The 25673-nt window shown below is 59.2% G+C and carries 25 protein-coding genes and 2 rRNA genes (1 of these 27 running past the window's edge); 18 read left to right on the forward strand and 9 right to left on the reverse strand.

All coding sequences use genetic code 11. The features are described 5' to 3' along the window. The 4 genes from KP001_RS20860 to KP001_RS20875 all read left to right on the forward strand — a co-directional run. Positions 1–2800: ribosomal RNA gene (locus KP001_RS20860) — 23S ribosomal RNA — on the forward strand; it begins 158 nt to the left of the window's first position. A 136-nt stretch (positions 2801–2936) separates the two neighbouring features. Continuing rightward, a 5S ribosomal RNA gene (gene rrf, locus KP001_RS20865) occupies positions 2937–3053 on the forward strand. 225 nt (positions 3054–3278) lie between these two features. Next, entirely contained in the window at positions 3279–3617 is a 339-nt protein-coding gene (locus KP001_RS20870; protein ID WP_217287404.1) for a hypothetical protein, read from the forward strand. 107 nt (positions 3618–3724) lie between these two features. Then, on the forward strand, positions 3725–4585 hold the full coding sequence (locus KP001_RS20875) for a L,D-transpeptidase family protein (RefSeq protein WP_239027841.1): 861 nt from the start codon (positions 3725–3727) through the stop codon (positions 4583–4585). On the opposite strand, the gene KP001_RS20880 is transcribed toward KP001_RS20875, so the two are convergent. Next, complete coding sequence (locus KP001_RS20880) at positions 4575–4904, reverse strand: cytochrome C (protein ID WP_217287406.1); 330 nt, start codon at positions 4902–4904, stop codon at positions 4575–4577. The two genes, KP001_RS20875 and KP001_RS20880, sit on opposite strands and share 11 nt — an antisense overlap. Before the next feature lie 280 nt (positions 4905–5184). On the opposite strand from KP001_RS20880, the gene KP001_RS20885 reads away from it, so the two are divergent. After that, positions 5185–5643 carry a response regulator gene (locus KP001_RS20885; RefSeq protein WP_217287407.1) on the forward strand — a complete coding sequence of 153 codons (459 nt, stop codon included), beginning with the start codon at positions 5185–5187 and terminating at the stop codon, positions 5641–5643. Further along, positions 5640–7187, forward strand: coding sequence for a SpoIIE family protein phosphatase (locus KP001_RS20890; RefSeq protein ID WP_217287408.1), 1548 nt, complete (start codon positions 5640–5642; stop codon positions 7185–7187). The genes KP001_RS20885 and KP001_RS20890 overlap by 4 nt, the downstream gene beginning before the upstream one ends. Positions 7188–7212: 25 nt before the next feature. On the opposite strand, the gene KP001_RS20895 is transcribed toward KP001_RS20890, so the two are convergent. After that, on the reverse strand, positions 7213–7629 hold the full coding sequence (locus KP001_RS20895) for a secondary thiamine-phosphate synthase enzyme YjbQ (RefSeq protein WP_217287409.1): 417 nt from the start codon (positions 7627–7629) through the stop codon (positions 7213–7215). Continuing rightward, on the reverse strand, positions 7586–8491 hold the full coding sequence (locus KP001_RS20900) for a D-alanyl-D-alanine carboxypeptidase family protein (RefSeq protein WP_217287410.1): 906 nt from the start codon (positions 8489–8491) through the stop codon (positions 7586–7588). The genes KP001_RS20895 and KP001_RS20900 overlap by 44 nt, the downstream gene beginning before the upstream one ends. A 143-nt stretch (positions 8492–8634) precedes the next feature. Here KP001_RS20900 and mutL point away from each other — a divergent pair, with 143 nt between their 5' ends. The 4 genes from mutL to KP001_RS20920 all read left to right on the forward strand — a co-directional run bounded on the left by mutL (position 8635) and on the right by KP001_RS20920 (position 13368). Continuing rightward, the gene (gene mutL, locus KP001_RS20905) at positions 8635–10611 is read left to right on the forward strand and encodes a DNA mismatch repair endonuclease MutL (RefSeq protein WP_217287411.1); all 1977 of its coding nucleotides are present in this window, start codon (positions 8635–8637) and stop codon (positions 10609–10611) included. A 45-nt stretch (positions 10612–10656) separates the two neighbouring features. Next, a complete protein-coding gene (gene miaA / locus KP001_RS20910) occupies positions 10657–11571 on the forward strand; it encodes a tRNA (adenosine(37)-N6)-dimethylallyltransferase MiaA (RefSeq protein WP_217287412.1) in 915 nt (304 codons plus the stop codon). A 12-nt stretch (positions 11572–11583) separates the two neighbouring features. Further along, the gene (gene hfq, locus KP001_RS20915; protein WP_012529414.1) at positions 11584–11808 is read left to right on the forward strand and encodes an RNA chaperone Hfq; all 225 of its coding nucleotides are present in this window, start codon (positions 11584–11586) and stop codon (positions 11806–11808) included. A 261-nt stretch (positions 11809–12069) separates the two neighbouring features. After that, complete coding sequence (locus KP001_RS20920; RefSeq protein WP_217287413.1) at positions 12070–13368, forward strand: DUF512 domain-containing protein; 1299 nt, start codon at positions 12070–12072, stop codon at positions 13366–13368. Between the two features lie 69 nt (positions 13369–13437). Here the strand turns inward: KP001_RS20920 and KP001_RS20925 are convergent, their stop codons facing one another. Beyond that, entirely contained in the window at positions 13438–14532 is a 1095-nt protein-coding gene (locus KP001_RS20925) for an AAA family ATPase (protein ID WP_217287414.1), read from the reverse strand. A 289-nt stretch (positions 14533–14821) separates the two neighbouring features. On the opposite strand from KP001_RS20925, the gene KP001_RS20930 reads away from it, so the two are divergent. The 5 genes from KP001_RS20930 to KP001_RS20950 all read left to right on the forward strand — a co-directional run bounded on the left by KP001_RS20930 (position 14822) and on the right by KP001_RS20950 (position 18686). Then, positions 14822–15616: an amino acid ABC transporter substrate-binding protein gene (locus KP001_RS20930; protein ID WP_217287415.1), complete on the forward strand. Its 795-nt coding sequence runs from the start codon at positions 14822–14824 to the stop codon at positions 15614–15616. A 62-nt stretch (positions 15617–15678) separates the two neighbouring features. Then, positions 15679–16698, forward strand: a complete 1020-nt coding sequence (locus KP001_RS20935; protein ID WP_217287416.1) for an ABC transporter permease subunit — start codon at positions 15679–15681, stop codon at positions 16696–16698. Next, on the forward strand, positions 16685–17464 hold the full coding sequence (locus KP001_RS20940) for an amino acid ABC transporter ATP-binding protein (RefSeq protein WP_217287417.1): 780 nt from the start codon (positions 16685–16687) through the stop codon (positions 17462–17464). The genes KP001_RS20935 and KP001_RS20940 overlap by 14 nt, the downstream gene beginning before the upstream one ends. A 182-nt stretch (positions 17465–17646) precedes the next feature. Next, positions 17647–18375: a BON domain-containing protein gene (locus KP001_RS20945; RefSeq protein WP_217287418.1), complete on the forward strand. Its 729-nt coding sequence runs from the start codon at positions 17647–17649 to the stop codon at positions 18373–18375. Continuing rightward, the gene (locus KP001_RS20950; RefSeq protein ID WP_217287419.1) at positions 18372–18686 is read left to right on the forward strand and encodes an ArsR family transcriptional regulator; all 315 of its coding nucleotides are present in this window, start codon (positions 18372–18374) and stop codon (positions 18684–18686) included. Before KP001_RS20945 ends, KP001_RS20950 begins: the two co-directional genes overlap by 4 nt. A 2-nt stretch (positions 18687–18688) precedes the next feature. On the opposite strand, the gene KP001_RS20955 is transcribed toward KP001_RS20950, so the two are convergent. From KP001_RS20955 to KP001_RS20965, 3 genes are all read right to left on the reverse strand, one after another. After that, positions 18689–19120 (reverse strand): archease, encoded by a 432-nt coding sequence (locus KP001_RS20955; RefSeq protein ID WP_217287420.1) that lies wholly within the window; start codon positions 19118–19120, stop codon positions 18689–18691. 12 nt (positions 19121–19132) lie between these two features. Next, complete coding sequence (locus KP001_RS20960; RefSeq protein WP_217287421.1) at positions 19133–20593, reverse strand: RtcB family protein; 1461 nt, start codon at positions 20591–20593, stop codon at positions 19133–19135. 177 nt (positions 20594–20770) lie between these two features. After that, positions 20771–20944, reverse strand: a complete 174-nt coding sequence (locus tag KP001_RS20965; RefSeq protein ID WP_217287422.1) for a GSU3473 family protein — start codon at positions 20942–20944, stop codon at positions 20771–20773. 254 nt (positions 20945–21198) lie between these two features. Here KP001_RS20965 and rpsA point away from each other — a divergent pair, with 254 nt between their 5' ends. Together rpsA and KP001_RS20975 are read left to right on the forward strand one after the other, a co-directional pair. Then, a complete protein-coding gene (rpsA, locus tag KP001_RS20970; protein WP_217287423.1) occupies positions 21199–22401 on the forward strand; it encodes a 30S ribosomal protein S1 in 1203 nt (400 codons plus the stop codon). A gap of 3 nt (positions 22402–22404) precedes the next feature. Beyond that, a complete protein-coding gene (locus KP001_RS20975; RefSeq protein ID WP_217287424.1) occupies positions 22405–22632 on the forward strand; it encodes a DUF3820 family protein in 228 nt (75 codons plus the stop codon). A 73-nt stretch (positions 22633–22705) separates the two neighbouring features. Here KP001_RS20975 and KP001_RS20980 read toward each other — a convergent pair whose 3' ends face one another. Further along, positions 22706–23200 (reverse strand): BCAM0308 family protein, encoded by a 495-nt coding sequence (locus KP001_RS20980; protein WP_217287425.1) that lies wholly within the window; start codon positions 23198–23200, stop codon positions 22706–22708. Between the two features lie 945 nt (positions 23201–24145). Between KP001_RS20980 and KP001_RS20985 the strand changes: the two genes are divergently transcribed. Further along, positions 24146–24811, forward strand: coding sequence for a protein-L-isoaspartate(D-aspartate) O-methyltransferase (locus tag KP001_RS20985; RefSeq protein WP_217287426.1), 666 nt, complete (start codon positions 24146–24148; stop codon positions 24809–24811). On the opposite strand, the gene KP001_RS20990 is transcribed toward KP001_RS20985, so the two are convergent. After that, positions 24808–25665, reverse strand: coding sequence for an RluA family pseudouridine synthase (locus KP001_RS20990; protein ID WP_239027843.1), 858 nt, complete (start codon positions 25663–25665; stop codon positions 24808–24810). The genes KP001_RS20985 and KP001_RS20990 overlap by 4 nt on opposite strands. Positions 25666–25673 lie beyond the last annotated feature (8 nt).

The raw sequence follows: 25673 nt of genomic DNA on the forward strand, positions 1-25673 counted from the left end.
GTAAATTCATAGCTCTATGTGGCGAACGAGGGGAACTGAAACATCTAAGTACCCTCAGGAAAAGAAAACAATAGTGATTCCGTCAGTAGCGGCGAGCGAAAGCGGAACAGCCCAAACCGGCACCATTTCGATGGTACCGGGGTTGTGGGGCCCCGACGTGGGATTGATGATTGGTAGGAGAACGGTCTGGAAAGGCCGGCCATAGTGGGTGATAGCCCCTTATCCGAAACCATGAGTCACCCTAGGGTGTCCCCGAGTACTGCGAGGCACGTGAAACCTCGTGGGAATCCGGGAGGACCATCTCCCAAGGCTAAATACTACTCTCTGACCGATAGTGAACCAGTACCGTGAGGGAAAGGTGAAAAGTACTCCAATGAGGAGGGTGAAATAGAACCTGAAACCGTATGCCTACAAGCAGTGGGAGCACTATGGAGCAATCCAGTGTGACCGCGTGCCTTTTGCATAATGAGTCAGCGAGTTACCCTTTGCAGCGAGGTTAAGTTCATGGAACGGAGCCGCAGCGAAAGCGAGTCTTAATAGGGCGAATTAGTTGCAGGGGGTAGACCCGAAACCGGGTGATCTATCCATGTCCAGGGTGAAAGGAAGGTAACACTTCGTGGAGGCCCGAACCCACTGGCGTTGAAAAGCCAGGGGATGAGGTGTGGATAGGAGTGAAAGGCTAATCAAACTCGGAGATAGCTGGTTCTCCCCGAAATATATTTAGGTATAGCCTCACAAAGTAAGTAGCGGGGGTAGAGCACTGGATGGGCTAGGGGCCTCACCAGGTTACCAAACCTAACCAAACTCCGAATACCGCTAACTGTTATTGTGGGAGTCAGACTGCGGGTGATAAGATCCGTAGTCAAAAGGGAAAGAGCCCAGACCGCCAGCTAAGGTCCCAAAATCTATGCTAAGTGGAAAACGATGTGGAAATGCCCAGACAACCAGGAGGTTGGCTTAGAAGCAGCCACCCTTTAAAGAAAGCGTAATAGCTCACTGGTCGAGTGGGTCTGCGCGGAAAATGTAACGGGGCTAAGCATAGTACCGAAGCTGCGGATTTGATCCTTAAGGATCAAGTGGTAGGGGAGCATTGTGTAAGCCTGCGAAGGTCGACCGTGAGGACGGCTGGAGGTATCACAAGAGATTATGCTGACATGAGTAGCGAAAAACAAGGTGAGAAACCTTGTCACCGAAAACCCAAGGTTTCCTACGTAAAGGTAATCTGCGTAGGGTTAGTCGGTCCCTAAGGCGAGGCCGAAAGGCGTAGTTGATGGGAAACGGGTTAATATTCCCGTACCACCTGTTGTTGCGATGGGGGACGGAGTAGGGTAGACGATCCTGGCGCTGGTTGTCCAGGTTTAAGGTCGTAGGCGGGAAGAGGAGGCAAATCCCTTCTTCCATTCAACGCTGAGAACTGATGACGAGGGGGTATCCCCGTAAAGTCGTTGATCCCATGCTTCCAAGAAAAGCCTCTAAGCTTCAGACAGCAGGTGACCGTACCGTAAACCGACTCAGGTGGGTGAGGATAAATGTCCTAAGGTGCTTGAGAGAACACTGGTTAAGGAACTCGGCAAAATGATACCGTAACTTCGGGAGAAGGTATGCCCTTTTTGGTGAAGGCGATTCGCTCGCACAGCTGAAGAGGGTCGCAGAGAAATGGCGGTAGCGACTGTTTACTAAAAACATAGGACTCTGCAAAGTCGCAAGACGACGTATAGGGTCTGACGCCTGCCCGGTGCCGGAAGGTTAAGGGGATTTGTTAGCCGCAAGGTGAAGCTTTGAACCGAAGCCCCGGTAAACGGCGGCCGTAACTATAACGGTCCTAAGGTAGCGAAATTCCTTGTCGGGTAAGTTCCGACCTGCACGAATGGCGTAACGATTTCCGCGCTGTCTCAACCAGTGGCTCAGCGAAATTGAATTCTCGGTGAAGATGCCGAGTACCCGCAGAAAGACGGAAAGACCCCGTGCACCTTTACTACAGTTTGACAGTGACATTCGAATAAGCTTGTGTAGGATAGGTGGGAGACTTTGAAGCTGGGACGCTAGTCTCGGTGGAGTCAACCTTGAAATACCACCCTGGTTTGTTTGGATGTCTAACCCAGGTCCGTCATCCGGATCGGGGACACTGTCTGATGGGTAGTTTGACTGGGGCGGTCGCCTCCCAAAGAGTAACGGAGGCGCGCGAAGGTTCCCTCAGGCTGATTGGAAACCAGCCGTAGAGTGTAAAGGCATAAGGGAGCTTGACTGCGAGACCAACAAGTCGAGCAGGTACGAAAGTAGGTCTTAGTGATCCGGCGGTTCTGTATGGAAGGGCCGTCGCTCAACGGATAAAAGGTACGCCGGGGATAACAGGCTGATCTCCCCCAAGAGTTCACATCGACGGGGAGGTTTGGCACCTCGATGTCGGCTCATCGCATCCTGGGGCTGAAGTAGGTCCCAAGGGTTTGGCTGTTCGCCAATTAAAGCGGTACGCGAGCTGGGTTTAAAACGTCGTGAGACAGTTTGGTCCCTATCTTCTGTGGGCGTAGGATACTTGAGAAGAGTTGACCTTAGTACGAGAGGACCGGGTTGAACGTACCTCTGGTGTTCCAGTTGTTCCGCCAGGAGCAGTCGCTGGGTAGCTATGTACGGAAAGGATAACCGCTGAAAGCATCTAAGCGGGAAGCCTCCTTCAAGATTAGGTATCCCTGGGAGCAATCCCCTAAAGGCCCGTTGTAGACCACAACGTTGATAGGCCGGGTGTGTAAGCGCAGTAATGCGTTCAGCTTACCGGTACTAATCGGCCGTGAGGCTTGACCATAAAAAATTCTTAGAGAGGGGGTGGTCCTCCACCCCCCGATCATAAACTGCCGATGCTGCAACCTACATTCATGATGATGCAATTGAAGAGAAATAGACTGTAGGGGTGAATAATCATTCGCCCTTACCACGAGTTTCTCTGTGGCTATGCCGAGAGGGTCACACCCGTTCCCATCCCGAACACGGAAGTTAAGCCTCTCAGGGCCGATGGTACTGCACTGGTAACGGTGTGGGAGAGTAGGTCGCCGCAGGGAATTTAATAGAGAAAGCCCCGCCAGGTTCGTCCAGGCGGGGCTTTTTCGCGTTTGCCGTTGGCCGGTCCCCGCTATCCCCCAACCTTACCCCCTTCAACCCATCCTTCACGCCTCCGCACTTGGAACCTTATTTCAGCATTGCGGGTTCCAACCATTATGTTGCAAAAGCCCACTCACTGGTTAGAATTGGCGAGTGCTAATCTATGGCTTTTATGGAGGTGCATCTTGAAACTATCGCCACTGGCCCCAAGCGCTGTAGCCCTGATATTGTCTGGTTGTGTCACCCAAGGTTTCGTAAGCAGGCAAGTCGATCCCATTGCATGCAGGGTCGATGTCCTGGAAAGAAAGAGTGCGTCATTCGATGATCGAGCGGTCTCTATTGAGAACCGGTTGGCGACATTGGAAAGTCAAGTCTCGCAGGCCCAGCTTGCCAACAAAGCGATGCTCGATGAGGCTACCGCGAAGGCCGCTGACAGTGCCCAAAGAGCCGAAGCATCTGCCACTTCTGCCGCACAGGCGGCTGAAAGAGCAGAAAAGATGTTCGAGCTAGGTCAGAAGAAATAACAATAACCAATCCCATGGCCTGCCACTTGCCCCTCGTACACTGCGTAGCAGTATCGGCGCTTGTCCTGCCAGCACTTCTCGTACCGACAGCACAGCCTGCTGTTGCCATGCCACCAGTCTACGCTGAAGGCTTCATTGGGGAAATGCGTCAGCACAAGGTTCGCCCACGGGAATCCCTCATCGAAATCGCCAGGACGTACGACCTTGGGTACATCGAAATACGTGACGCCAATCCGGGAGTTGACCCGGTCCTACCCACGCCAGGAACTGTTGTTACCATACCTTCGGCCTGGATTCCCCCGGCAGTTTTAGAGCGTCCTGCCATTGTGGTGAACTTGGCTGAGATGCGCTTGTACTTTTTCACTACCAAAGATGACTCCGGTGTCCTTTCCTTTCCGATAGGCATTGGCGATGTAGGTACCGACACTCCGGTCGGAAAGTTTGTTGTGGCGGAAAAACTCATTAACCCCAGTTGGCATGTTCCGGAGTCGATAAGACGACAGAACCCGCAACTTCCCCGAATTATTGCTCCTGGAGTCCGAAATCCTTTGGGGAGGCATGCGCTGCGCCTTTCACGCGCAGACATTCTCATCCATGGAACAAACCGTCCCTGGGGGATAGGCAGACGATCAAGCCACGGTTGCCTGCGCCTTTACACGCGCGACATGGCCATCCTTTTCGGACAAGCGAAGAAAGGCACGCAGGTCTGGATCGTCAGCGAGCCTGTTAAGGTGGGAGTCAAGGGCCGGAGGGTGTTTATTGAACTTCATTGCGGCGGGAGGGAAACGCCTGGTTTGGGAGAGATCCTGCATGCTTTGTCGGACCGGGGGCTACTGCAATGGATTGATTTGGGGAAACTGGTCCGTGCCTATTACGAAAACAAGGGGTATCCCATCGACATAAGCTGGGCTGACCGAATAGTGAGGGGGCTCGCCGAGCCCCCGGGAAGGTGGCTCGCTACTTCTTAGGTTTCAAGGGACTCTCTTTGTAGAAAATGCCGAGTACTGTCTGTTCATCCGCGGTGAGCTTTACCCCTTTGAGTTCCATGCTGTGTTGGATCTTCTGCATGTCCTTACCGGCCGCTATTGCACTTTCAATGCGCTGGGCGGTGTGACATGCAACGCATTTTTTGTCGATGACCATGTGTGCTTCCTTGAACACCCCTCCAGTGACACTGCCGAGGTTGGTCCCTGATTTGGGATAAGACAGGGTGGTTTCCTGCGCGGCATGCAGTGTGGTGAATGAAAGAGCGATTACGGCCACTGCCACGACGATTGTGTCTCTCATTGGTTCTCCTTTGACTCGTGGTGCGAATATGAGTTGTACATTAAGATATAACAGAAAATTATGCCATTGCTCTGACTCAAGACAAATTCAATGCCAGTACATCGAACGTCGCAGCAATTTTTAATATCCCCTAGTGCGACGGTCTTCAATGCTGGTTTGAGGGGACTGGAAAACCGCGTGGCGTTACAAGGGCGTTGGTGTATCACAATAAAGACGTGGTAAAATCTGTGTGTCCCAATGCATCTATGTGTGCGGCGAGGTAACTTAAGGAGATATAAGGATGTTAAAGCTAAAACGCATACTTTTGGTTGAGGACAACGCCAACGATGCTGAACTGACCCTGGAGGCACTGGCAGAGCATAATTTGGTCAATGGGGTCGATGTGGTCAGAGACGGAGCCGAAGCACTAGACTTCCTTTATCGGCGCGGAAAGTATGCTGGGGAAACGCCGCTGAACCTGGCAGTTATACTATTGGACTTGAAATTGCCTAAGGTTGACGGCCTGGAGGTGCTCAGCATCCTTAAAGGGGATGAGAGGCTGAAATCCATACCGGTGGTGGTACTGACCTCGTCGCGGGAGGAAAGGGACGTGGTGGAGAGCTACCGGCTGGGGGTCAATGCCTACGTCGTCAAGCCGGTGAATTTTTCCGAGTTCATCACGGCAGTCAAGGAACTGGGCGCTTTCTGGGCCATTATCAACGAACCCCCGCCGCTGTCTCAAAGGGGCTCTGAACAATGAAGCAACAGCGTCTGCGCATATTACACCTCGAAGATGATCCAATGGATGCAGAACTGGTTCTGCTGACGCTCACCTCCGAGGGGATCGATTGCGAGGTTCAGGTCGTGTCGAGGCGGGATGAGTTCAGCGCCGCTTTGGAACGCGGTGGCATGGACGTGATCCTGGCCGATTTCGCGCTTCCCGCTTTCGATGGCATGACGGCATTGGCGATGGTGCGCCAAAAGCTCCCCGATCTGCCTTTTGTCTTCGTTTCAGGGAAGCTGGGCGAAGAGGCGGCCATCGAGTCGCTGAAAAGCGGTGCCACCGATTACGTTTTGAAAAGCCGCCTGTCGCGGCTGGTTCCTGCGGTGCAGCGTGCGCTCACCGAGGCCCAGGACCGGGCCAAGCAGCGACAGACCGAGCGGGACCTGGAGGTCGCGCACGCCGAGATCGAGAAACGGGCGGAAGACTATCGCAACCTGTTCAACAGTATTCGTGATGTCATTGTGGTTGCCGATCACAACCGTACGATCCTGCACGTCAACCAGCCCGCGCTACATGACATCTTCGGCTACGATTCGCCTGAAGTCATCGGCAAGAGCAGCAGAGTCCTCTATGCCAAGGATACGGATTACGACAGCACCGGCAGGGAGGTGTTTGACGCAAAGACCTCGGTGAAGGGAAAGCTGGTGGAACTGCGTTTCCGCAGAAAAAGCGGCGAGGTTTTCATCGGTGAGCTGTACGCGATGAAACGCCTGGATCGCTTTGGCAACGTAACAGGCAACATCTCCATCTTCAGGGACATCAGCGAACGCAAGAAGGCGGAGGCGGACCTACGTGAGAGCGAACTGCGTCGGATGCAGCTGCAGCTTGAACTGGTATATGCAGCTGAGATACAGGCAAAACTCCTGCCACGCGTATATCCGCGCATCGCCGGCTTCGAGGTTGCCGCCCGCTGCCTCCCAGCGAAGCAGGTAGGGGGCGACTTCTACGATTGGCAGCAGGTGTCGCCTACGCTCTTCAATCTGACCCTTGGTGACGTGATGGGGAAGGGGATGGCCGCTGCCATGTTGATGGCTACAGTCAGGGCGGCGCTTCATGCGGTCACTCTCTACAATCCGCCGGCTCAAGCTGTGCACCTGGCCGAGAGGTCGCTGAACGAGGATCTGGAAAACTCTGAAAGCTTCGTGACCCTCTTTCATGCCCAACTGGACTCCATGGCCAGGACGGTTTCATTCGTGGACTGCGGTCATGGTTATATTTTCGTCAGGCGAGAAAATGGCCGCGTGGAAACCCTGAACCCGCGTGGGCTCCCCCTGGGGGTACAGGGGGACGAGGTGTACCAAGAAGGAAAGGTGCGGCTCGGGAAGGGCGATGTGATGGTTTTGTACAGCGACGGCCTGGTCGATGCGAAGCCGGAACTGGAGCTCACCCATGAGGCGTTGGCCAAGCAACTGGCAGGAAAGACGAGTGCACAGGAAATGGCTGATGCCCTGATTGCGCTGACCGGTAAACCCGATCCCCAACCCGACGACATCACCGTCCTGGTACTGCGCGCTCTGTGAGGCTTATAGAACCGACTGCTCATCGCTACTCGCCGATGATTTTCACCAGGACTCGCTTTCTGCGCATGCCGTCGAATTCCCCGTAGAAGATCTGCTCCCAAGGTCCTAGATCCAGCTTCCCCCCGGTCACCGCGACGACGACCTCGCGCCCCATGATGGTCCTCTTCAGGTGGGCGTCGCCGTTGTCCTCTCCATGGTTGTGGCGGTACCGGCTGTGCGGTTTCTCGGGTGCGAGTCCTTCGAGCCACTCTTCAAAGTCCTGGTGTAGCCCGGATTCGTCATCGTTTATGAAAACGCTGGCGGTGATGTGCATTGCGTTACACAACAAGAGCCCTTCCCGAATGCCGCTCTCTGCCAGGACGGCCGCGAGATCACGGGTGATGTTGACAAAGCCACGCCTACTCTTGATCTGGAACCACAGTTCCTTCCGGTGATGCTTCATCCTCTCTCCTTGCTGGTGTTGTCGGTTCACTAACACTCCTTGCGGCGTGACGCGGTGAGGAGGCGGCGAAGGCTGCATCAAGCAGGGCGGGGGCTGCCCCCCACCTGTTCCTGGAGTGCATGATGACTAGCAGCACCCTCCTGTCCTCACGCTCGGCCAGAGCAACGAGGCACTGACCCGCATTGGGGGTGGTGCCTGTCTTCACTCCGATGGCACCGGGATATCTCCCGATCAGCCTGTTTTTGTTTCTCAGATAAAAGCTGCGCCTGCCGTCGAGCGTCGAGATGCGCATGTCACGCCGTGCCACGATCTTGGCGAATTGCGGCAGTCGCATCGCCCTCTCGGCGAGCCGCGCCAGGTCGTGTGTATTGGAGTAGAGACCACTGCTGTCATGGCCGCAGGCATTGGCGAAATGGGTGTTTTCAAGCCCAAGAGCCCGGGCGCGCGCGTTCATCTGTACCACGAAATCGTGCTGATTGCCACAGGCGTGATCCGCGAGGGCGCGGCAAGCGTCATTGGCCGATGCGATCAGGGTCGCGGCCAGCAGGTCGCGCACCCGGAATTTCTCACCACGGTGCAGCCCGATTCTGCTGCCGGTTTCCCGCGCCGCCCCGCGGCTCACCACGACCACCTCGTCCAGGTCGCACCGTTCCATGACCACAAGCGCGGTCATCATCTTCGTCAGGCTGGCCGGCGCCCGGCGGATGCCTGCGTTTTGTTGGCGGAACACCTCACCGTTGATCTTGACCAGATAGGAGGTGGCCGGATGGTAGGAACGGGCGGCTACAGGTTGAGGAGCGGCTAAGCAGGAGATAGCTGCAGCGGTGCAAAGACAGGTTCTGAAATGTGAGAAATTTTTCATGCAGCATGTTATAGCATTGTTTCTCCCTCCCGCAATGTGGGCAGTGGTTATAGCGTCGACCTGTAACGGCGAATCTTGGATTTACAAACGGCCGTCCCATAAGGTATCTTGCTCACTTCGATTACCGCACCGTGAGGACCACATTGGCAACCAGAATACGAATACTCCCCGAGAATCTGACCAACAAGATCGCCGCTGGCGAAGTCGTGGAACGGCCGGCGTCCGTGGCCAAGGAATTGGTTGAGAACGCACTAGACGCAGGCTCGAAAGAGGTTGTGGTCGAGATCGAGTCCGGCGGGCGCAGGCTGATCAAGGTCACCGATTCCGGTTGTGGCATGTCACGTGAGGACGCGCTGTTGGCGCTCGAGCGCCACGCCACCAGCAAGATCGCCAGCGACGAGGACCTCTTCGCCCTCTCCACCCTCGGCTTTCGCGGGGAGGCCCTCCCTTCGGTGGCCTCCGTCTCCCGCCTGACCATCTCCACCCGCACCAGCGACAGTCTGGAGGGTACCGAGATCTATGTGGAGGGGGGGCGCATCAAGGAGGTCAGGGAGTGCGGCATGGCGGCCGGTACGGTGATCGCGGTCCGCAACCTCTTCTTCAACACCCCGGCGCGGCTCAAGTTCATGAAGAGCGCGGAGACCGAGGGGGGGCATGTGGGGGAGTTGCTGACCCGGTTGGCGATCTCCCGCCCGGACGTCCGCTTCACCTATAAAAACGACGGCAAGACCGTGTTTCGTGCGCTCGACGCCGACCTGAAAGAGCGGGTGGCGACCCTGCTGGGGCGGTCCATTGCCTCCTTCCTCTACCCGGTGTCCCATGAGGAGGCGGGGGGCGTGCGTGTGACGGGGTTGGTTGCGGCTCCAGAGTGCAGTCGTAGCGCCGCCAGTCACCTCTACACCTACATAAACGGCCGTTTCATCAAGGACAAGGTGGTGCAGCACGCCATCCTCCAGGCCTACCGCAATTTCCTCGAGCGCGGACGGTATCCCGTGGTTGCCGTGTTCATCGATATCGCCCCGGGCGAAGTCGACGTGAACGTGCATCCGACCAAGCACGAGGTGAGGTTCCGGGAACAGGGGAAGGTGCACGACGTCATCCAGTACGCCGTGGAAAGCGTGCTGAAGCAGACCCCCTGGCTGAAGCAGGCTGCTTTTGAGGCTACTTCCCGCCCGGCTCAGACGACCGTCGCAGTCAATGCCGCCCCCTTTATATTGCAGAGGCAGACGGAGTCTTCTCCCGTAGCGGCAGCGCCTGCTGAAGTCGAGCCAGCCGTCAACACCGCTGCTGCGCCCGCACATGACGGCGACTTCGCTACCCCCCCCGTGCAGCCTGCGGCACCCTCGGTCAGCGAGGCGAAGGTCGCCGAGATCCGGGAGCTGCTGGTCGGATATCAGCCCAAGCCCCAGCCCCCGCTGCGACCTCAGTATCACTTCGAGCCTCCGGTAAAGAAGGAGGAGGGGCTTGCCGGTAGCGCACGGAAGTTATCGCTGGATGAAGCGCCCCTCGCCCCGGACCCTGCCGCGGAAGGTGCCGGCTACTTCTCCTCGCTGGCGGTGATAGGCCAGTTCAACGCGTCCTATATCCTCTGCCAGCGGGGGACGGATCTGGTGTTGATCGACCAGCACGCGGCGCACGAGCGGGTCGCTTTTGAGAAACTAAAAGCCGAGTTTGCCGGTAAAGAGGTGGACAGCCAGGGCCTCCTCTTCGCCGAGACGCTGGAACTCTCGTTCAGGGAGTCGGCGGTTCTCAGGGAAAACCTTGAGGAACTGCGGCGGCTCGGTTTCTCCTTCGAGGAATTCGGCGGCAACACCTGGCTTTTGAACGGTGTTCCTCAGATTCTCTCCGGCACCGACTACATGCGCACCATCCGGGACATCTTGGAGGAACTCTCCAGCTTAAGCCGCAGCCGGACCTTCACCGACATCCAGGAGGATCTGCTGGCGCGAATCGCCTGCCACAGCGTGGTGCGCGGCCGGCGCACCCTGACCGCCCAGGAGATCTCGGCGCTGTTCAGGCAGATGGACGAGACGGATTTCTCCAGCAACTGTCCGCACGGCAGGCCGGTGATGCAAACCCTCACCCTCTCCGAAGTGGAGAAGATGTTCAAGCGGGTGTAGTGCCCGGTGCGGCGCCGATCCTGCCGCAGTGGTAGATGAGAACTCATGACGCAAAAAAAGACAAAGCTTCTGGTGATCGGCGGGCCCACCGGGTCCGGCAAGAGTGAGCTGGCCCTAAGGTTGGCAGAGGAGGTCGGTGCCGAGATCGTCAACGCGGACTCGATGCAGATCTATCGCGGCCTCGACATCGGCACCGCGAAACCCGCGCCGGAGGAAATGGCCCGGGTACCGCACCACCTGATCGACATCGTGGCGCCGGACCAGGACTTTACCGCTTCCGACTTCAGGCGGGAGGCCTCGGCCGCCATCGAGGACATCGACCGCCGCGGGAAAAAAGCTATCGTGGTCGGCGGCACAGGGCTGTACCTGCGCGCCCTGTTGGAGGGGCTACTCGACTCCCCGACCGGCGACCCGGAACTGCGCCGCCAGTTCGACGATGTCTCCGGAGAGGAACTGCTTCGACGTCTGGCCGAGGTCGATCCCGAGACCGCGGCCAGGCTGCACCCTAACGACCGTGTGCGCCTGGTGCGCGCCCTCGAAGTCTACACCCAGACCGGTCGCCCCATCTCTGCCTTCCGCGCCGCGCATGGCTTTTCGGGCGACCATTACCGTGCTCTGAAGCTTGCGATCACCGTGGAACGGACCGAGTTGTACCGGCGTATCGATGCCCGGGTGGAAAGGATGCTGGAAAAGGGGCTGGTGGAAGAGGTGCGCGAACTCCTGGCGCAGGGCTACAGCCGCGAGTTGAAGTCAATGCGCTCCATAGGGTACAAGGAAATGACCTCTTATCTGGCTGATGAAATGACGCTGGATGAGGCAGTTACGCTGATCAAGCGTGACAGCCGCCGTTATGCCAAGCGACAGATGACATGGTTCGGCAGGGAAAATGATATTTATTGGCTTGAATATCCCGCAGCATTTGCTAGTATCCTTGGTCATGTGATTGAATTTTTTGGGTAAAGGAGCGGAATCATGCCTAAAACGCCTTTTAACATCCAGGACCAGTACCTCAACCAGTCTCGCAAGGAGCGCGTAAAGGTCTTGGTGCAGCTCATGTCCGGTGAAAAACTGGAAGGGCATATCAAGTCGTTCGATAACTTCTCCGTACTCATGGAAGTGCACGGCGATATCCTCATCTATAAGCACGCGATCTGCAGCATCACTTCGGTGGATGGCGTCTTCCGACTGCACCAGTAGCATCACCAGTTGTGCAAAAAGCAGGCGTCCGGATTAGCTCTTGCGGTCCGGGCTGCCTTGCCGCCACAGTAACTCCTCCCAGCCGGCTCCAAAGGGCCGGCTTGTTTTTTTATCTGTTGCCAAATTCCTCCTTCTCCACCTATCATTAAACTCTGCGCGCCGCCGCTCTCACGCCAGTCGCCTCGCGGGTCACCGCGACGGCTGTTCCCGCAGCCGGAAAATCTCACCTCCGCTGCGGGGGCGCGCCCCAGGAGGGATTTCATGTCAGGACTGACTATCGATAAGGTGCTCCCCGGAAGCATAGCCGAGGAACTGGAACTCGCGCCGGGGGATCGGCTGCTGTCGGTGAACGGGCACCCGTTGCGGGACGTCATCGATTACAACTATTTTACCGCCGACGACGAACTGGAGCTGGAAGTCGAAAAGGGCGACGGAGAGCTCTGGGAACTCGAGGTGGAGCGCGAAGAGGGGGAGCCCCTGGGCATCTCCTTCCAGGCACCGGCACCGGCGCGCTGCGGCAACAACTGCGTCTTTTGTTTCGTGCATCAGCTGCCCCGAGGGCTGCGCGGGCCTCTTTACGTGAAAGACGAGGATTACCGCCTCTCTTTTCTCTACGGCAACTACGTGACCATGGCCAACATTGGCCGGGCTGAGCTGGACCGCATCAAGGAGCAGCGGCTCTCCCCGCTCTACATCTCGGTGCACGCCACCGACGCAGCGCTGCGCGAGAAGCTCTTGGGTAAAAGCGGCATCCTCCCCATCCTGGACGTCATCAGGGAATTAGCCGAGGCGCGCATCACCATGCACACCCAGGTCGTGCTCTGCCCGGGGTGGAATGACGGAGAAGCTTTCGCCAGGACTGTGCACGAACTGGCAGCGATGCACCCTTGGGTGGCGTCTCTGGCGGTAGTGCCGGTGGGGTTGACAGAGCACAGGCAGAACCTTCCGGCGCTGGCCCCGGTCACCAAGGAGTTCGCTGCCGACTTCATCGGCAAATGGTATCCGGAGTCCCTGCGGCTTGAAGAGCGCCTTGGCGAGCCTTTCCTTTTTCTGGCGGACGAATTCTACATCAAGGGGGACGTGCCGTTTCCCGCGCTGGACAACTACGGCGACCTGCCGCAGTTGGAGAACGGCGTGGGGATGATCCCGCTGTTTCTATCGGAGGCGGAACAGGTGCTCCAGGAGGCCGAGGCACTGAAGCCGGCGAAACTGACGGTGGTCACCGGCGAATCCCCCTACCGTTACCTCTCAGACTTTCTGGAGCGGCTCTCGGGGGCGACCGGGGTGGCCATGCAGCCGGTGGCGGTGCGCAACAGGCTTTTCGGTCCTACCATCACGGTTACCGGGCTGGTCTGCGGCGCCGATGTCGTGGCATCCCTACAGGGGATGGAGCTGGGGGACGTGGTGTTTGTGCCTGACGTGATGCTGAAGGAGGGGGAAGGGGTGTTCCTGGATGACCTGACCCTGGACGATGTAGAGCGGCAGCTTGGGGTGGAGATCCAGGTCGTCGAGTCGACTCCCTACGGGATCTACGACGCCTTGGTGCAGAGGCTGGGCTAAAGAGGGAAGGCAAAAGAAAAGAGCCGGAGAGGATGCCCCTCCGGCTCTTTTCTTTTATGGCTCTTTCTTTTAGCGGCTCATGGCGTCGATGACGTCGAAGTCGAAGACGCTCTCGGCCGTGGACTTGATGAGATCGATCTTCTCGGTGTCGTCCGCCGTGATCTTCGATACATGCTCGGTGAGGGTGATGAAGGTCTCCGCGGTGTTCTGCGACGTGCGCAGGTACGGGATGTTGCTGTCATCAAGGATCCGTTGGGTGATCGCCGAAACCGGGGCCGACCCAGGGATCACGATGCCCGCCAGCTTGCGCCGGTAGGCCGGGATGTTGTAGAGGGCGGACGCGGTGACGATCAGCTCGTCCCTGGAACTCGTGGTGATCAGCAGCGTGGAGTCCTGCAGGGTGTCGATGACGCGCTGCGATGAAGCGGCCCCCAACTGGATGTGGTTGATGATGCGGTTCTTGCCGTCCTGGTCTCCCTGCAGCGGCAGCTTCAAAAGCTTGGAGAGGTCGAGCAGGGTGGGGTTCGCCAGGGTGGGCGAGTAGTCGAAGGCGCCGGCCACATTCTGCTGGCGGCTCTCGAAGAACGTCCTCAGGTAGCCCAGTGTCTCCTCGCGCTTGTTGGCCAGAAGCTTGTTCACGAGGACCAGCTTCACCTCCGCACCCTGCTGCTGGAACAGGGAGAGGTTCAACTGCACCGAATCGATGACGCAGCCGATGCCGCCGCTTGCGACCATGATGACCGGGGCGTCGAGGGTGCGGGCGATCTGGGCGTTGTTGATGCCGACCACCGAGCCGACCCCGCCGTGGCCGGACCCCTCGATGATCAGGAAATCGTTCTTCGCTTCAAGCTCGCTACAGGCGTTCTTGATGGCCTCGAGAGGAGCTTCCGGAGCGATCTCCCCGGAGAGGTACCTTTTCGTGTACCCCTTCCCCACGACGACCGGCGACATGAGCTTGCGGTCCGCCTCCATGCCGTAAATGGATGCGATCAGTGCCGCGTCCATGTCCATTTCCACGCCGTCCAGCATGAAGACTTTTGGGCCGATCGGCTTTATGAAGCCCACGCGGGCGTATCTTTTCTTGGCCAGGTGGAGCAGCGACAGACTGATGGTGGTCTTGCCGCAGTGCTGTCCCGTGGCAGCTATGAAGATTTTCTTGCACATACCGTAACCTGAGTTTAGACATAACCTCTTAATACTCGGATTATACTGGTTTCAAAAAAATGGAGCAACATGGTATACGGTACGCAGTTCCCGGCGTAGTAGGACGGTTGGCGCGGCGGACTTTTTACTGGCACACAGGAGGCCGGCTGCAACACTCCCAGATCCCGTTATCCTCTTGACGCTTCCGCCATATTCTGCAATAATCCGCCGGTCCAAACGGCTGTTTGTTTACATCAAATCTTTCTAAGCTTCACCATCACCGACCATAGCGTAGAAAAGGAGCGTAAACGTGAAAAAGATCTGGGTTGTCCTGTCGTCTCTGCTCGTGCTTGCCTGTGCCGTCTCTGCCTTTGCCGGCGACGGTTCCTTCAAGAGGGTCAAAAGCCAGGGTGCTCTGACCATCGGTCTCGATGATGCCTTTCCCCCGATGGGCTACCGCAACGACAAGGGACAGTTGGTCGGTTTCGACATCGATGCAGCTGAAGAAGTCGGCAAGCGTCTCGGCATCAAGATCAACTGGCAGCCGACCGCATGGGACGGCGTCATCCACGCTCTCGACTCCAAGAAGTTCGACTGCATCTGGAACGGCATGACCATCACCGAAGAGCGCAAGAAGGAAGTCGCCTTCACCAAGCCGTACAAGATGGACGGCCAGGTCGCCGTGGTCCGTTTCGCCGACAAGAAGCACAAGAAGCTTGCCGACCTGAAAGGGGCCAAGGTAGGCGTTCAGAAGGGTTCCTCCGCCGTCGAGGCCGTCAAGAAGCTTCCGGCAGCTCCCGCCGAGGTGCGTGAATATGAGGACAACCCGAAGGCGCTGCTGGATCTCGAATCTGACCGCCTCGACACCGTCATTATCGACGACGCCACAGGCCGCGACTTCATCGCGAAGCGTCCCGGCAAGTTCCGCATCCTCCCGGGCAACATCACGAAGGAGCCGTTCGGCGTCGCCTTCCGCAAGGAGGACGTCGAGCTGCGCGAGGCCGTTCAGAAAACCCTCGACAAGATGGTCAAGGACGGCACCATGGCCAAGATCTCCAAGAAGTGGTTCGGCGAGGACATCACCAATCCGAAGAAGTGGAAATAGTTAACGCTTCTCCCTCCCCGTTCGCGGGGAGGGGGACTGCCACAGTTAAATCAGGTGTGCCGATGAAATTTTTTACCGGCAGGGTCGTCAAAAGATCGATCCTGCTTTTTTCATGCTTGCTGTTACTCGTCGCTTCAGTCTCCTTCGCCAAGGATTACGATCAGCTCTTCACCGATGCCAACGACGCCATGGCACAGGGGGATCTCCCCGCCGCGATCGCCCTGCTGAAGAAGGTCGAGTTCGAGAAGGGGGACGAAAGTGGCGCCTTCGTCAGGAGCAGGATGCAGATCGCGAGGCTGCAGTTTGCCCTGAAGGACATGGAGCAGGCGAGTTCCGCCGCGAAGGAAGTCCTTGCTGTCTACCCCGACAACAGCGAGGCGCTGAACTTCCTCGCATCGGTCAAGCAGGAACAGACGCCCCGCTACAAGGTCTTCATCGAGGACTGCCTCCGTTTCCTGCCGCAGTTGCTTAAAGGGGCGGTGATGACCATCACCCTGGTGGTCTGCATCATCCTGATCTCGCCGGTGGGAGGGCTTTTGATCGCGCTGGGGCGCATCAGCACCTTCAAGCCGGTCTCCGGTCTCTGCTGGTTCTTCATCTGGCTCTTCCGCGGAACCCCGCTTCTTCTGCAGCTCTTCTTCATCTACTACGGCCTCCCGTCCATGGGGATCACCTTCAAACCCTTCACCGCCGCCATCCTCGGCCTCGGGCTCAACTACTCCGCCTACCTGGGCGAGATCATCCGCGGCGGCATTCAGAGCATCGAGCACGGCCAGATGGAGGCGGCCAAAGCCATCGGCATGAGCTACTGGCAGGCGATGCGCCGGGTGATCATCCCGCAGACCTACAAGCGTCTCATGCCCCCCATCGGCAACGAGTTCATCGCGCTCATCAAGGACACGGCGCTTGTGTCCACCATCGCCATGGTCGAACTGATGCGCTCCGCTGACCAGATGTTCAACGCCTACTTCAACGTGACGGCGCTCATCCTGGCGGCGCTCATCTACCTGCTGTTCACCACCATCTTCACCTTCGTCTTCGAAAAGATCGAGGTCCGGGCCGGCATCTATGAAAACCGCTAACCAACCGTTGTTAAGCCTCAAGGGGATCACCAAGCACTTCGGATCGCTCACCGCCGTGAACGGCGTCGACCTCGACGTCTGCCCCGGCGAGATCGTGGTCATCATCGGCCCGTCGGGCTCGGGCAAGTCGACGCTTTTGCGCTCCATCAACTTCCTCGAGGAGATAGAGGAGGGGACCATCATCTTCGAGGGGAACGAAATCGGCTACGTGACCAGCAAGCATGGGAGGCGGCACCTCGACGTCCCGCACAAGATCTGCGCGCTGCGCTCCGAGATCGGGATGGTGTTCCAGCATTTCAACCTGTTCCCGCACATGACCGTCCTCGGCAACGTGATGGAAGGGCCGCTGACCGTGCAGAAGAAGAGCCCCGAGGAGGCGCGTGAGATCGCATTGGACATGCTGGCCAAAGTCGGTCTCTCCGACAAGCGCGACGTCTACCCCGCCACCCTTTCCGGGGGGCAGAAACAGCGGGTGGCCATCGCCCGGGCACTTGCCATGCGACCCAAGCTGATGCTCTTCGACGAGCCCACCTCAGCGCTCGACCCCGAGCTGATCGGGGAGGTATTCGACACCATCCGCGACCTCGGCAAGGAGGGGATGACCATGATCATCGTCACCCACCAGATGGGGTTCGCGAAGGAAATGGCGGACCGGGTGATCTTCATGGAAAAGGGCGCCTTCGTTGCGCAGGGGACCCCGGAGGACTTCTTCGCCAACCAGATGGAGCACGACCGCATCAAATCCTTCCTGAACCGCATCCTTTAACACATGCGGCGGCAGTCCTCTGCCGCCGTTGCCCGATTGATTCTGCCGCTTCGCCCTTCCGCGCCTGTCTGCCCGCCACACCCGTTCGACAACCCATCTCCCCGTGCTACAATGTTCCCTTGTCGCCTTGGTCTTTATTAGCCCATCGCGGCGGCTATTCACATGGGAAAAGGGGGAGAGCCATGATCAGAGCGGAAGAGGTCATCGGGACCATTCGGGCGGCACTCGAGCGGGAGCCGCGGGTGAATCTGCACGGCCATCCCGTCGAGCTGAGCTTTGCCGACGGCGTCGTCACCATCGCGGGCGAAGTCGGCGGGATTGCCGCGAAGAAACTTGCCCTCGGGATAGCAGCCAGGCCGTTGCCGGTCACCGGCCTCGTGGACCGGTTGCGCGTCGAGCCGTCTGAGCAGATGGAGGACGGCGCCATCCGTGACCATGTTTGCAACGCACTCGCCAGCGAGCCCGCTTTCATGCAGTACGCGGTGCAGGCCATCGTGAAGCAGGAGCTTGAAGAGGTGCGCGGAACCGCCCAGCGTGGGCTGGAGCGGGTCGTCGAGGTCGAGGTCAACGACGGCGTCGTCATCCTGAACGGCAGGGCGGAGAGCATCTCGCACAAACGGCTGGCGGGCGTCCTGGCCTGGTGGGTGCCGGGGAGCAAGGACGTGGTCAACGGCATCGAGGTGTGGTCCGACCCCGATGAGAACGACGATGAAATGGTGGACCTGATCAGGATCGTCCTGGAGAAGGATCCCCTGGTGAATGCGTCGCAGATCTCGATCCATAGCACCAATGGGTTGGTCACGCTGGAGGGTGCGGTACCGACGCCGGACAACAAACTGGCCGCCGAGTCGGACGCCTGGTATGTGCTGGGGGTGACCGAGGTGGTCAACAAGCTGGTGGTGACCGGGTGAAGGAGCGCCCGAGACACCCCTTCATCCCGCCGCCGCGGCAGGATACCGTGCGGCGGGAACTGACTGTGTTGCTGCGGGAGGAGAACCTGACGGTGAGGGAACTCTCGGGGTTGGTGGGAATTCCGGAAAAGGAGGTGCTGGAGCACCTCGAGCATCTAAGGACCGCGCTCCATGGCAGGCTGGACATGACCCCGCCCCGCTGCCTGGAGTGCGGTTTTTCATTTCAGAAGCGGGAGCGCCTGAAAAAGCCCGGGCGCTGCCCGGTCTGTCACAGCGGGCGCATCATCGACCCTTCCTTCACCATCGGCTGATCCTACACGTCCAGCACCACCGTCGCCCGCCACCCCTGCGCCACCCGTTCCACCCCGTAGCGCAGCATGGTCACGGCCTTCACGTCGGTGCCCACCTCGTGGCGGCCCGGATCGATCTCTTCTCCCGACAGCGTCGCCCGTATGGTGACGCCGACGTCGCCGGGGGAGATGGAGACGGCGCCGGGGAGCAGGATCAGCCGGCGGGCGTCCTTGTAGAAAATCAGCTCGTTCAGGAAGTCAAAGAGAAGCATCTCCTCGTTTTCCTGCTCCAGCGTAAGCTCAATCGACTGAACGTGGCGGACCTGCTCCAGGTTCTCGACCATGACATGCATGGTGGCCCGTGCCGCTTCCCGGAACAGCTCATCCAGGGTCGGCGCCCAGGCGTCGAACGCCACATCGGCATGGGCGATATCACCGCGGTACTGGTACGGCATGGCGATCCTCCCTCACCCCTTGATGTTCCCGATCGGCACCAGACGCGCCACCCGCTTGCTCAACCCGGCCAGCTCGGTCGCCTCCACCACCTCGTCGATGTTCTTGTAGGCGGCACCCGCCTCCTCTGCCAGCCCGCCGAAAGAGTCGGTGCGCACGTAGATCCCGCGCTGCTCCATCTCGCGCTGCAGCTTGTCGCCCCGGAATTTCTTTTTCGCCTCGTGGCGGCTCATGGTCCTGCCGCTGCCGTGCGCCGTGGTGTACCAGGCATCGGCGCCGGTCGCCATGCCGGCCAGCAGGTAGGAGCCGGTCTCCATGCTCCCACCGATGATCACGGGCTGTCCCGTCTTTTGGTAACACTCCGGAAGTCCCGGGAGCCCCGGGCCGAAGGCGCGGGTCGAACCTTTGCGGTGGACCAGCAGTTCCTTGCTGCTGCCGTTGACAAGGTGCTTTTCGAGCTTGGCGGTATTGTGGGCCACGTCGTACACCATGCGCAGGCCGAGATCGTCCGGCGAGGCGTGGAACACGTCGGAGAATACCTCGCGGATCCGGTGCAGGATGACCTGGCGGTTGGCAAAAGCCATGTTGACGGCGCACTTCATGGCGCTGAAATAGGCCTGCCCCTCGGGGGAATGGAAGGGGGCGCAGGCGAGCTCGCGGTCCACGATCTTGATGCCGTACTTGCGTTCCATGACCGAGAGGAAGAGCTTCAGGTAGTCCGTGGCCACCTGGTGGCCGAACCCCCTGCTGCCGCAGTGGAACATGATCACCACCTGGTTGGGAACCGTGGTGAGGCCGAATGAGCCGGCGAGTTCCGGGTCCATGATGTTTTGCGGCTGCACCACCTGGATCTCGCAGTAATGGTTGCCGCTCCCGAGCGTGCCCAACTGGTTGTACCCGCGTTCCACCGCCTTGTCGCTGATATGTGTGGCGTCCGCCCCCGGAAAGCACCCTCCTTCCTCGGTCATCTCCAGGTCTTGCTGGTTGGCGAAGCCGTTTTTGAGGCACCAGCGCGAGCCCTGCTGCACCACGGAACGGAAATCGTCCCCCTTCATCTTGATAAAGCCGTGGCACCCGACGCCGGTGGGGATGCGGGCGAAAAGCCGGTCGACGAGCTGGTGCAGTTTGGGCTGGACCTGCTCGGCGGTCAGGCTGGTGAGCACGAGCCGCATCCCGCAGTTGATGTCGAAGCCGATGCCCCCCGGGGAGATAACGCCGGAACGGGGATCCATGGCGGCTACCCCCCCGATGGGGAACCCGTATCCCCAGTGGCCGTCCGGCATGCAGTAGGCGTAGCGCTGGATACCGGGAAGCGTGGCGACGTTGCTCACCTGCTCGAAAACGCCGGCGTCCATTTCTTTGACGAGCTTCTCGCTGGCGACGATTCTGGCGGGAACCAGCATCCCTTCCTTGTAGCTTACCGGCAGTTCCCATATCGTGTCGCTGATCCGCTTCAGGGCAGCTGGTACGTTCATAGGACCTCCGTTTTTGGTCAGATGGCGCTGCACCCGGAGATGTTACCACAACCGGAGTTGCTTTGGCGGGGGATGGCCGTGCGGAGTCACGCCGGCCTCTGGACGATGGCTTTCTGTGCCGGCACCGGTGGTGTCGGGGGGGGGGCAGGCGGTGGTGGCCGTGTGGCAGGGCCGGCGTCAGACCGGGGTGTGCCTTACGCTGCAAGGGGCGGGTAGAACCGCATCCACCTCTTTCACCCAGTGCTCCGATCTGTCAAACCCGAGAATGCATCCGGTCGACAGCAGGTGATCCAGGAAATAGTCGTTGATCACGTCGTAGCTAAAGTCGTCGTAGCAAACCAGCACTCCCATTGTTGTCTCCTCGCGTTGCTGCCGTGAACTATGAAGATGCAACATCTATCGGATTTTTTGACGCGGGAATTAAATAAAGATTTACCTGCCACGCGGATCGCTGTTTCCGCAGGTCACCCTGATTCAGCGCGTACAGCACCGCACTGTCACAAACATGGGTTGGCAGCGGCTCAAGTAGTTGACAAGGGTACGGGGTCCCCTGTATGCTCCATGAGTGCTAAAGCGCGCGACAATTACGTTGAAGAGGTACTTAAATGGATAACGATCACAGGGAAGAGATGGAAACCGAAGAGGAGAGCTTTGCCGATCTGTTCGAGCGGAGCCAGAAGGATGCCGGCCGCCTGGAGCCGGGTGCCAAGGTCGAGGCGACGGTACTGCAGATCGCCAAGGACTGGATCTTTCTGGATACCGGCCGTAAAGGCGAAGGGGTCCTCGATATCAAGGAACTCCTTGACGCCGAGGGCAACGTGAGCGTCAAGGTCGGTGACAAGGTCGCCGCCTGGTTCGTCTCTTCGCGCAACAACGAGATGCGTTTCACCACCAATGTAGGGGGCGGCGGCAGCCACTCCGCCGGCAACGCGCAGCTCGAGGAGGCTTACGCCGCCGGTATCCCGGTTCAGGGCGTGGTCGAAAAGGAAGTGAAGGGTGGTTTCGAGGTGAAGGTCGCCGGTTCCCGCGCCTTCTGCCCGTTCTCCCAGATCGCCCTGAGAAGGGTTGAGGACACCGCGGCCCTGTTGGGCAAGCAGATGTCCTTCAAGATCACCGAGTACTCCGAGAGGGGGCGCAACATCGTTATCTCCCACCGGGCGCTGCTCGAGGAGGAACAGCAGCAGCAGAAGGACGCGCTGAAGGAAACCCTCAAGGTGGGCGACCGCGTGACCGGGACGGTGACGTCGCTGCGCGACTTCGGCGCCTTCGTGTCCATCGGCGCCGTCGAGGGGCTCCTGCCGGTTTCCGAGGTGGCCTGGGCGCGCGTGAATCACGTCAGCGAGGTCCTTTCCGCCGGTCAGGAAGTTGAGGTGGTGGTGAAGGCGATCGACTGGGAGAAGAACCGCATCTCCTTCTCCTTGAAGGATACCCTGGCAGATCCCTGGGAAGAGGCCGCGAGCGCCTTCCCTGAAGGGTCCTACCAGAACGGCAAGGTGGCAAGGCTCACCCCGTTTGGCGCCTTTGTGACCCTGGCCAGCGGCGTGGACGGCCTGATCCACATCTCCAAGCTGGGGGCTGGCAAGAGGATTCAGCATCCGAAGGAGGTCCTCTCCGAAGGGCAGGAGGTTGAGGTCAAGGTCGAGTCGGTGGACCGTGAGGCGAAGAAAATTTCCCTCGCACTCGCTTCGGTCAGCCGTGCAGCCGAGGAGCAGGCGCAGAGCATGGACGCGTACAAGAAGACCGTCTCCGAGGCTCCGAAAGGGATGGGCACACTCGGCGACCTGCTCAAGGCGAAGCTGAAGGGGTAGCCGTTGGAGGATCTTTTCCCCGACCCCGCCCAACTGCTGAAGCTGGCCCGCACCCGGATGCCCTATGGGAAATATGCGGGATCACTGCTGGTGGACCTGCCCGAGCCGTACCTGGTCTGGATGCGGCAGAAGGGTTTCCCCGAAGGTGAGCTGGGGGCCATGCTCGAGTGTATGTACGAAGTGAAGGCCAATGGCCTGGAGTACCTGTTCGATCCGCTGCGCCGCGGCTGAACGCTCTCCATCCAAAAAAAAAGCCCCTCTTGCCGTAAGGCAAGGGGGGCTTTCGATTTCCGGCCCGGCAGGGTCAGCGGCTCCACTCCACCCGGACCATGTGTTGGTCGTGGCTCCACTTGTAGTGCAACTCTCCGCGCTGCGACTTGTATAGCTCCCGCCCGATTTTCTGGGCCAGCTTGTCCTCGGTCGTAGTGACGACGATGCCGCCATTCTCCTCCTTGATCTCCATGATCCGTCCCAGTGGGTTTTTCTCCCTGTGCTTCGTCTCCTGCTGTCTCACCATGTTCAGGATCTCTTCCCTGTGTAGGGACAGGTACGGGCCCGAGAGGGTGACGACGCCGGCGGGGTCTTCGCCCACGATGCGCTGACAGGCAGGGCAGAGGATCTCGCCGCTTGACGCGCCAGACGGGCCGCTTTCGATCTGCCAGCGCTTGTTGCGGTAGACGATGCCGCACCCCTTGCAGACGGTTCCTTCCGAAAGCCCTCGCTTGGGCATGTAAGGCTCGAGGCTTCGGGCCGCCATTTGCCCTTTCTCTTCCATGGTTATTCTCGATCCGCGTGGCATGGCTACCTCCGTTCATTGGATTCGTAGGGATTAGCCCCGGCTAAGTATAGCACCGCAGGTCCGCCCTGCATGGAGGGGCTCGAGTCGAAGGTCGCAAGGATGCGGAACAGGAACATGGAGGAGGCAAGGGAGAATGGGGCGGAATGGATGAAAGGGGCGGAAGGGGAGGGTGGGGACGGCTTGAGAGGGAAGCTGTAAGGAAACCGGGCGCAGAGCAGATCGAGCAGATCGCCGCAGCGGCCGCCCAAGCCGACAAGGCATGTCGACGCCACGCCTGTCCTGCACGTGAAAAAGGCCCGAATGCTGACGCACCGGGCCTTTCCTGGAAAATGTAACTGGCGCTTAAATCATGAGATCCTTTACCCCTATCCGACGGTGGAAGCTTTTTCCAACGGACGTAGAGACATGCTCCGGCGGGACCATGTCACCCGTATCTCGCGGTTTCTTCCCCTTTTTGAAGCGGTTGTTACGCGCATGACGGATGAGATTATTATAGGCCAATCGGCTTGATCTCCTTAAGCGCCAGCTACTAGCTCCAGAGTGCCGTAAAGATTTATGTGAGACCACGCTCTTTTGTAAAGCATTTCCCCGGAAAACGCTTTAGGCAGTTCTATAGAAGTATCTGGACCTGCACACCACGTCTGAAACCTGGGAAATTTTAAGTGTGGAATAATCAGGGTACCTCACGCCACCTTTACCTGTACCCCAGAGCTGTTTTCAAAGAACAACTCTCTGCTACGATTTAAGTGTACGCCCGCGCCGCATAAGAGTCAACAGGTTGAATGGGCGATGTTTTAGTTGGCTGTATTGGAATCGTTTAAGAGTGTCGTGCGGGCGCTGCTACTGTGCTGACTGCCTTGGAAGTGGATATTTAGCGCTGCGGCGCCTGAGCTGATCCTTGTAGTGGGGAGGGGCCGTGGTAGCATTGAGGCTTTCGGAGGAGCCATGAACACAGATGGAGAATGGGAACTAGCCGCGAGGAAGGAGCGGATGCTGAACCAGCACCTTATGGGGCGGGGGATCCGGGACCTGGCGGTGTTGAGGGCGATGGGCGAGGTGCCCAGGGAATCCTTTCTCCCTGCCGGGATGGAGTTCCTGGCCTACGAGGACGGTCCGCTCCCGATCCAGGAAGGGCAGACCATCTCCCAGCCCTACATCGTCGCCTATATGATCGAGGCGCTTGAATTGCAGGGGACGGAAAAGGTGCTGGAGATCGGCACCGGCTCCGGGTACGCGGCAGCGGTCTTGAGCCTCTGCGCGGCAGAAATCTTCACGGTGGAGCGGATCCCGGCGCTGGCGCATCAGGCCACGGAGCGGTTGCGCGACCTGGGCTTCCGCAACGTTACGGTGCATCTTGGCGACGGCACCCTTGGGTGGCGGGAACACGCCCCGTACGATGCCATCGTGGTCACCGCCGGGGCGCCCGGCGTACCGGAAGAGCTTGAGCGGCAATTGGCGCCGGGAGGGAGACTGGTGATTCCGGTTGGGCCGACGCCGCATCTGCAGGACCTGGTGCGGGTGCGGCGTGACTGGCGCGGGGAGTTGCGTCGCGAGACCCTGTGCGCCGTCCGTTTTGTGCCGCTGATCGGCGCGCAGGGGTGGGAGGACTAGGAAAGGGCCAGGGTCTCGGCGGCCGGGACTTCGTTGAGCGTCGCGAGGAAGGTCTCGTCGCTTACAGCGCCGCAGCGCGTGGCAAGCCGCAGCAATTGATCCGGTAACGGCGCCGGGATATCGATCTCTTCCCCCGTTGCCGGGTGTACCAGGGTGGTCCGGAAAGAGTGCAGCGCGTGGCCGGTGAAGCCGGAGAGATTCCTGCCGCCGTAGCGTTTGTCACCCAGGATCGGATGCCCGATCATCCTGAAGTGCTGCCTGATCTGGTGCATCCGGCCGGTGAGCGGATAGACGGCCAGCAGCGATACGCCGCCCCCCTGGAAGATCCTCACGTAGCTGGTCTGCGATTCCTTGCCGTCGAGTGCGGCATCGATGGTTCCCTGCTTCTGCAGTTTCCCCTCCACCATGGCGAGGTAGAGCTTGCCGAGCCCTTCCTCCTGCACCATCTTCCCGAACATACCCGCTGCAACCGCGCTCTTGGCCAGGATGATGGCCCCCGAAGTTCCCTTGTCCAACCGGTTCACCGGACGCACCCTGCCGACGCCGTCGCGCTTTTTAAGAAGTGTCTCGGCCAGGTCGACCAGGGTGATCTCTTCGGGGTCCTCGGTGCGGTGCACGGCGAGGCCCGCAGGCTTGTTCAGGCAGATGATCCAGCTGTCCTCGAACAGGATGTCGAGCTCCGGGGTGAGCCGGGCGAGGAACGCCGCGGTCTTGGCGCTTTCCTTTAGCGTCACCTGGTCGGCGTAACGCAGCAGGTCCTCTGGTTCGGCGGGAGCGCCGTTCACCTTGATATGTCCCGAGTTGATCAGCTTTTTGAGGTAGGAGAACTGCGCGCTGGGTAGGAGGTTGCGCATGAAACTGT

Origin of the sequence: Geomonas subterranea (assembly GCF_019063845.1) — a bacterium.
GTDB lineage: Bacteria > Desulfobacterota > Desulfuromonadia > Geobacterales > Geobacteraceae > Geomonas > Geomonas subterranea.

Coding starts and splice junctions, on each gene's coding strand:
- KP001_RS20945 (WP_217287418.1), top strand. CDS start 17,647: ATGATCAGAGCGGAAGAGGTCATCGGGACCATTCGGGCGGCACTCGAG.
- KP001_RS20925 (WP_217287414.1), bottom strand. CDS start 14,532: ATGTGCAAGAAAATCTTCATAGCTGCCACGGGACAGCACTGCGGCAAG.
- KP001_RS20875 (WP_239027841.1), top strand. CDS start 3,725: ATGCCACCAGTCTACGCTGAAGGCTTCATTGGGGAAATGCGTCAGCAC.
- KP001_RS20895 (WP_217287409.1), bottom strand. CDS start 7,629: ATGAAGCATCACCGGAAGGAACTGTGGTTCCAGATCAAGAGTAGGCGT.
- hfq (WP_012529414.1), top strand. CDS start 11,584: ATGCCTAAAACGCCTTTTAACATCCAGGACCAGTACCTCAACCAGTCT.
- KP001_RS20935 (WP_217287416.1), top strand. CDS start 15,679: ATGAAATTTTTTACCGGCAGGGTCGTCAAAAGATCGATCCTGCTTTTT.
- KP001_RS20955 (WP_217287420.1), bottom strand. CDS start 19,120: ATGCCGTACCAGTACCGCGGTGATATCGCCCATGCCGATGTGGCGTTC.
- KP001_RS20940 (WP_217287417.1), top strand. CDS start 16,685: ATGAAAACCGCTAACCAACCGTTGTTAAGCCTCAAGGGGATCACCAAG.
- KP001_RS20985 (WP_217287426.1), top strand. CDS start 24,146: ATGAACACAGATGGAGAATGGGAACTAGCCGCGAGGAAGGAGCGGATG.
- KP001_RS20980 (WP_217287425.1), bottom strand. CDS start 23,200: ATGCCACGCGGATCGAGAATAACCATGGAAGAGAAAGGGCAAATGGCG.
- KP001_RS20890 (WP_217287408.1), top strand. CDS start 5,640: ATGAAGCAACAGCGTCTGCGCATATTACACCTCGAAGATGATCCAATG.
- KP001_RS20880 (WP_217287406.1), bottom strand. CDS start 4,904: ATGAGAGACACAATCGTCGTGGCAGTGGCCGTAATCGCTCTTTCATTC.
- rpsA (WP_217287423.1), top strand. CDS start 21,199: ATGGATAACGATCACAGGGAAGAGATGGAAACCGAAGAGGAGAGCTTT.
- miaA (WP_217287412.1), top strand. CDS start 10,657: ATGACGCAAAAAAAGACAAAGCTTCTGGTGATCGGCGGGCCCACCGGG.
- KP001_RS20900 (WP_217287410.1), bottom strand. CDS start 8,491: ATGAAAAATTTCTCACATTTCAGAACCTGTCTTTGCACCGCTGCAGCT.
- KP001_RS20965 (WP_217287422.1), bottom strand. CDS start 20,944: ATGGGAGTGCTGGTTTGCTACGACGACTTTAGCTACGACGTGATCAAC.
- KP001_RS20885 (WP_217287407.1), top strand. CDS start 5,185: ATGTTAAAGCTAAAACGCATACTTTTGGTTGAGGACAACGCCAACGAT.
- KP001_RS20990 (WP_239027843.1), bottom strand. CDS start 25,665: ATGCGCAACCTCCTACCCAGCGCGCAGTTCTCCTACCTCAAAAAGCTG.
- KP001_RS20960 (WP_217287421.1), bottom strand. CDS start 20,593: ATGAACGTACCAGCTGCCCTGAAGCGGATCAGCGACACGATATGGGAA.
- KP001_RS20920 (WP_217287413.1), top strand. CDS start 12,070: ATGTCAGGACTGACTATCGATAAGGTGCTCCCCGGAAGCATAGCCGAG.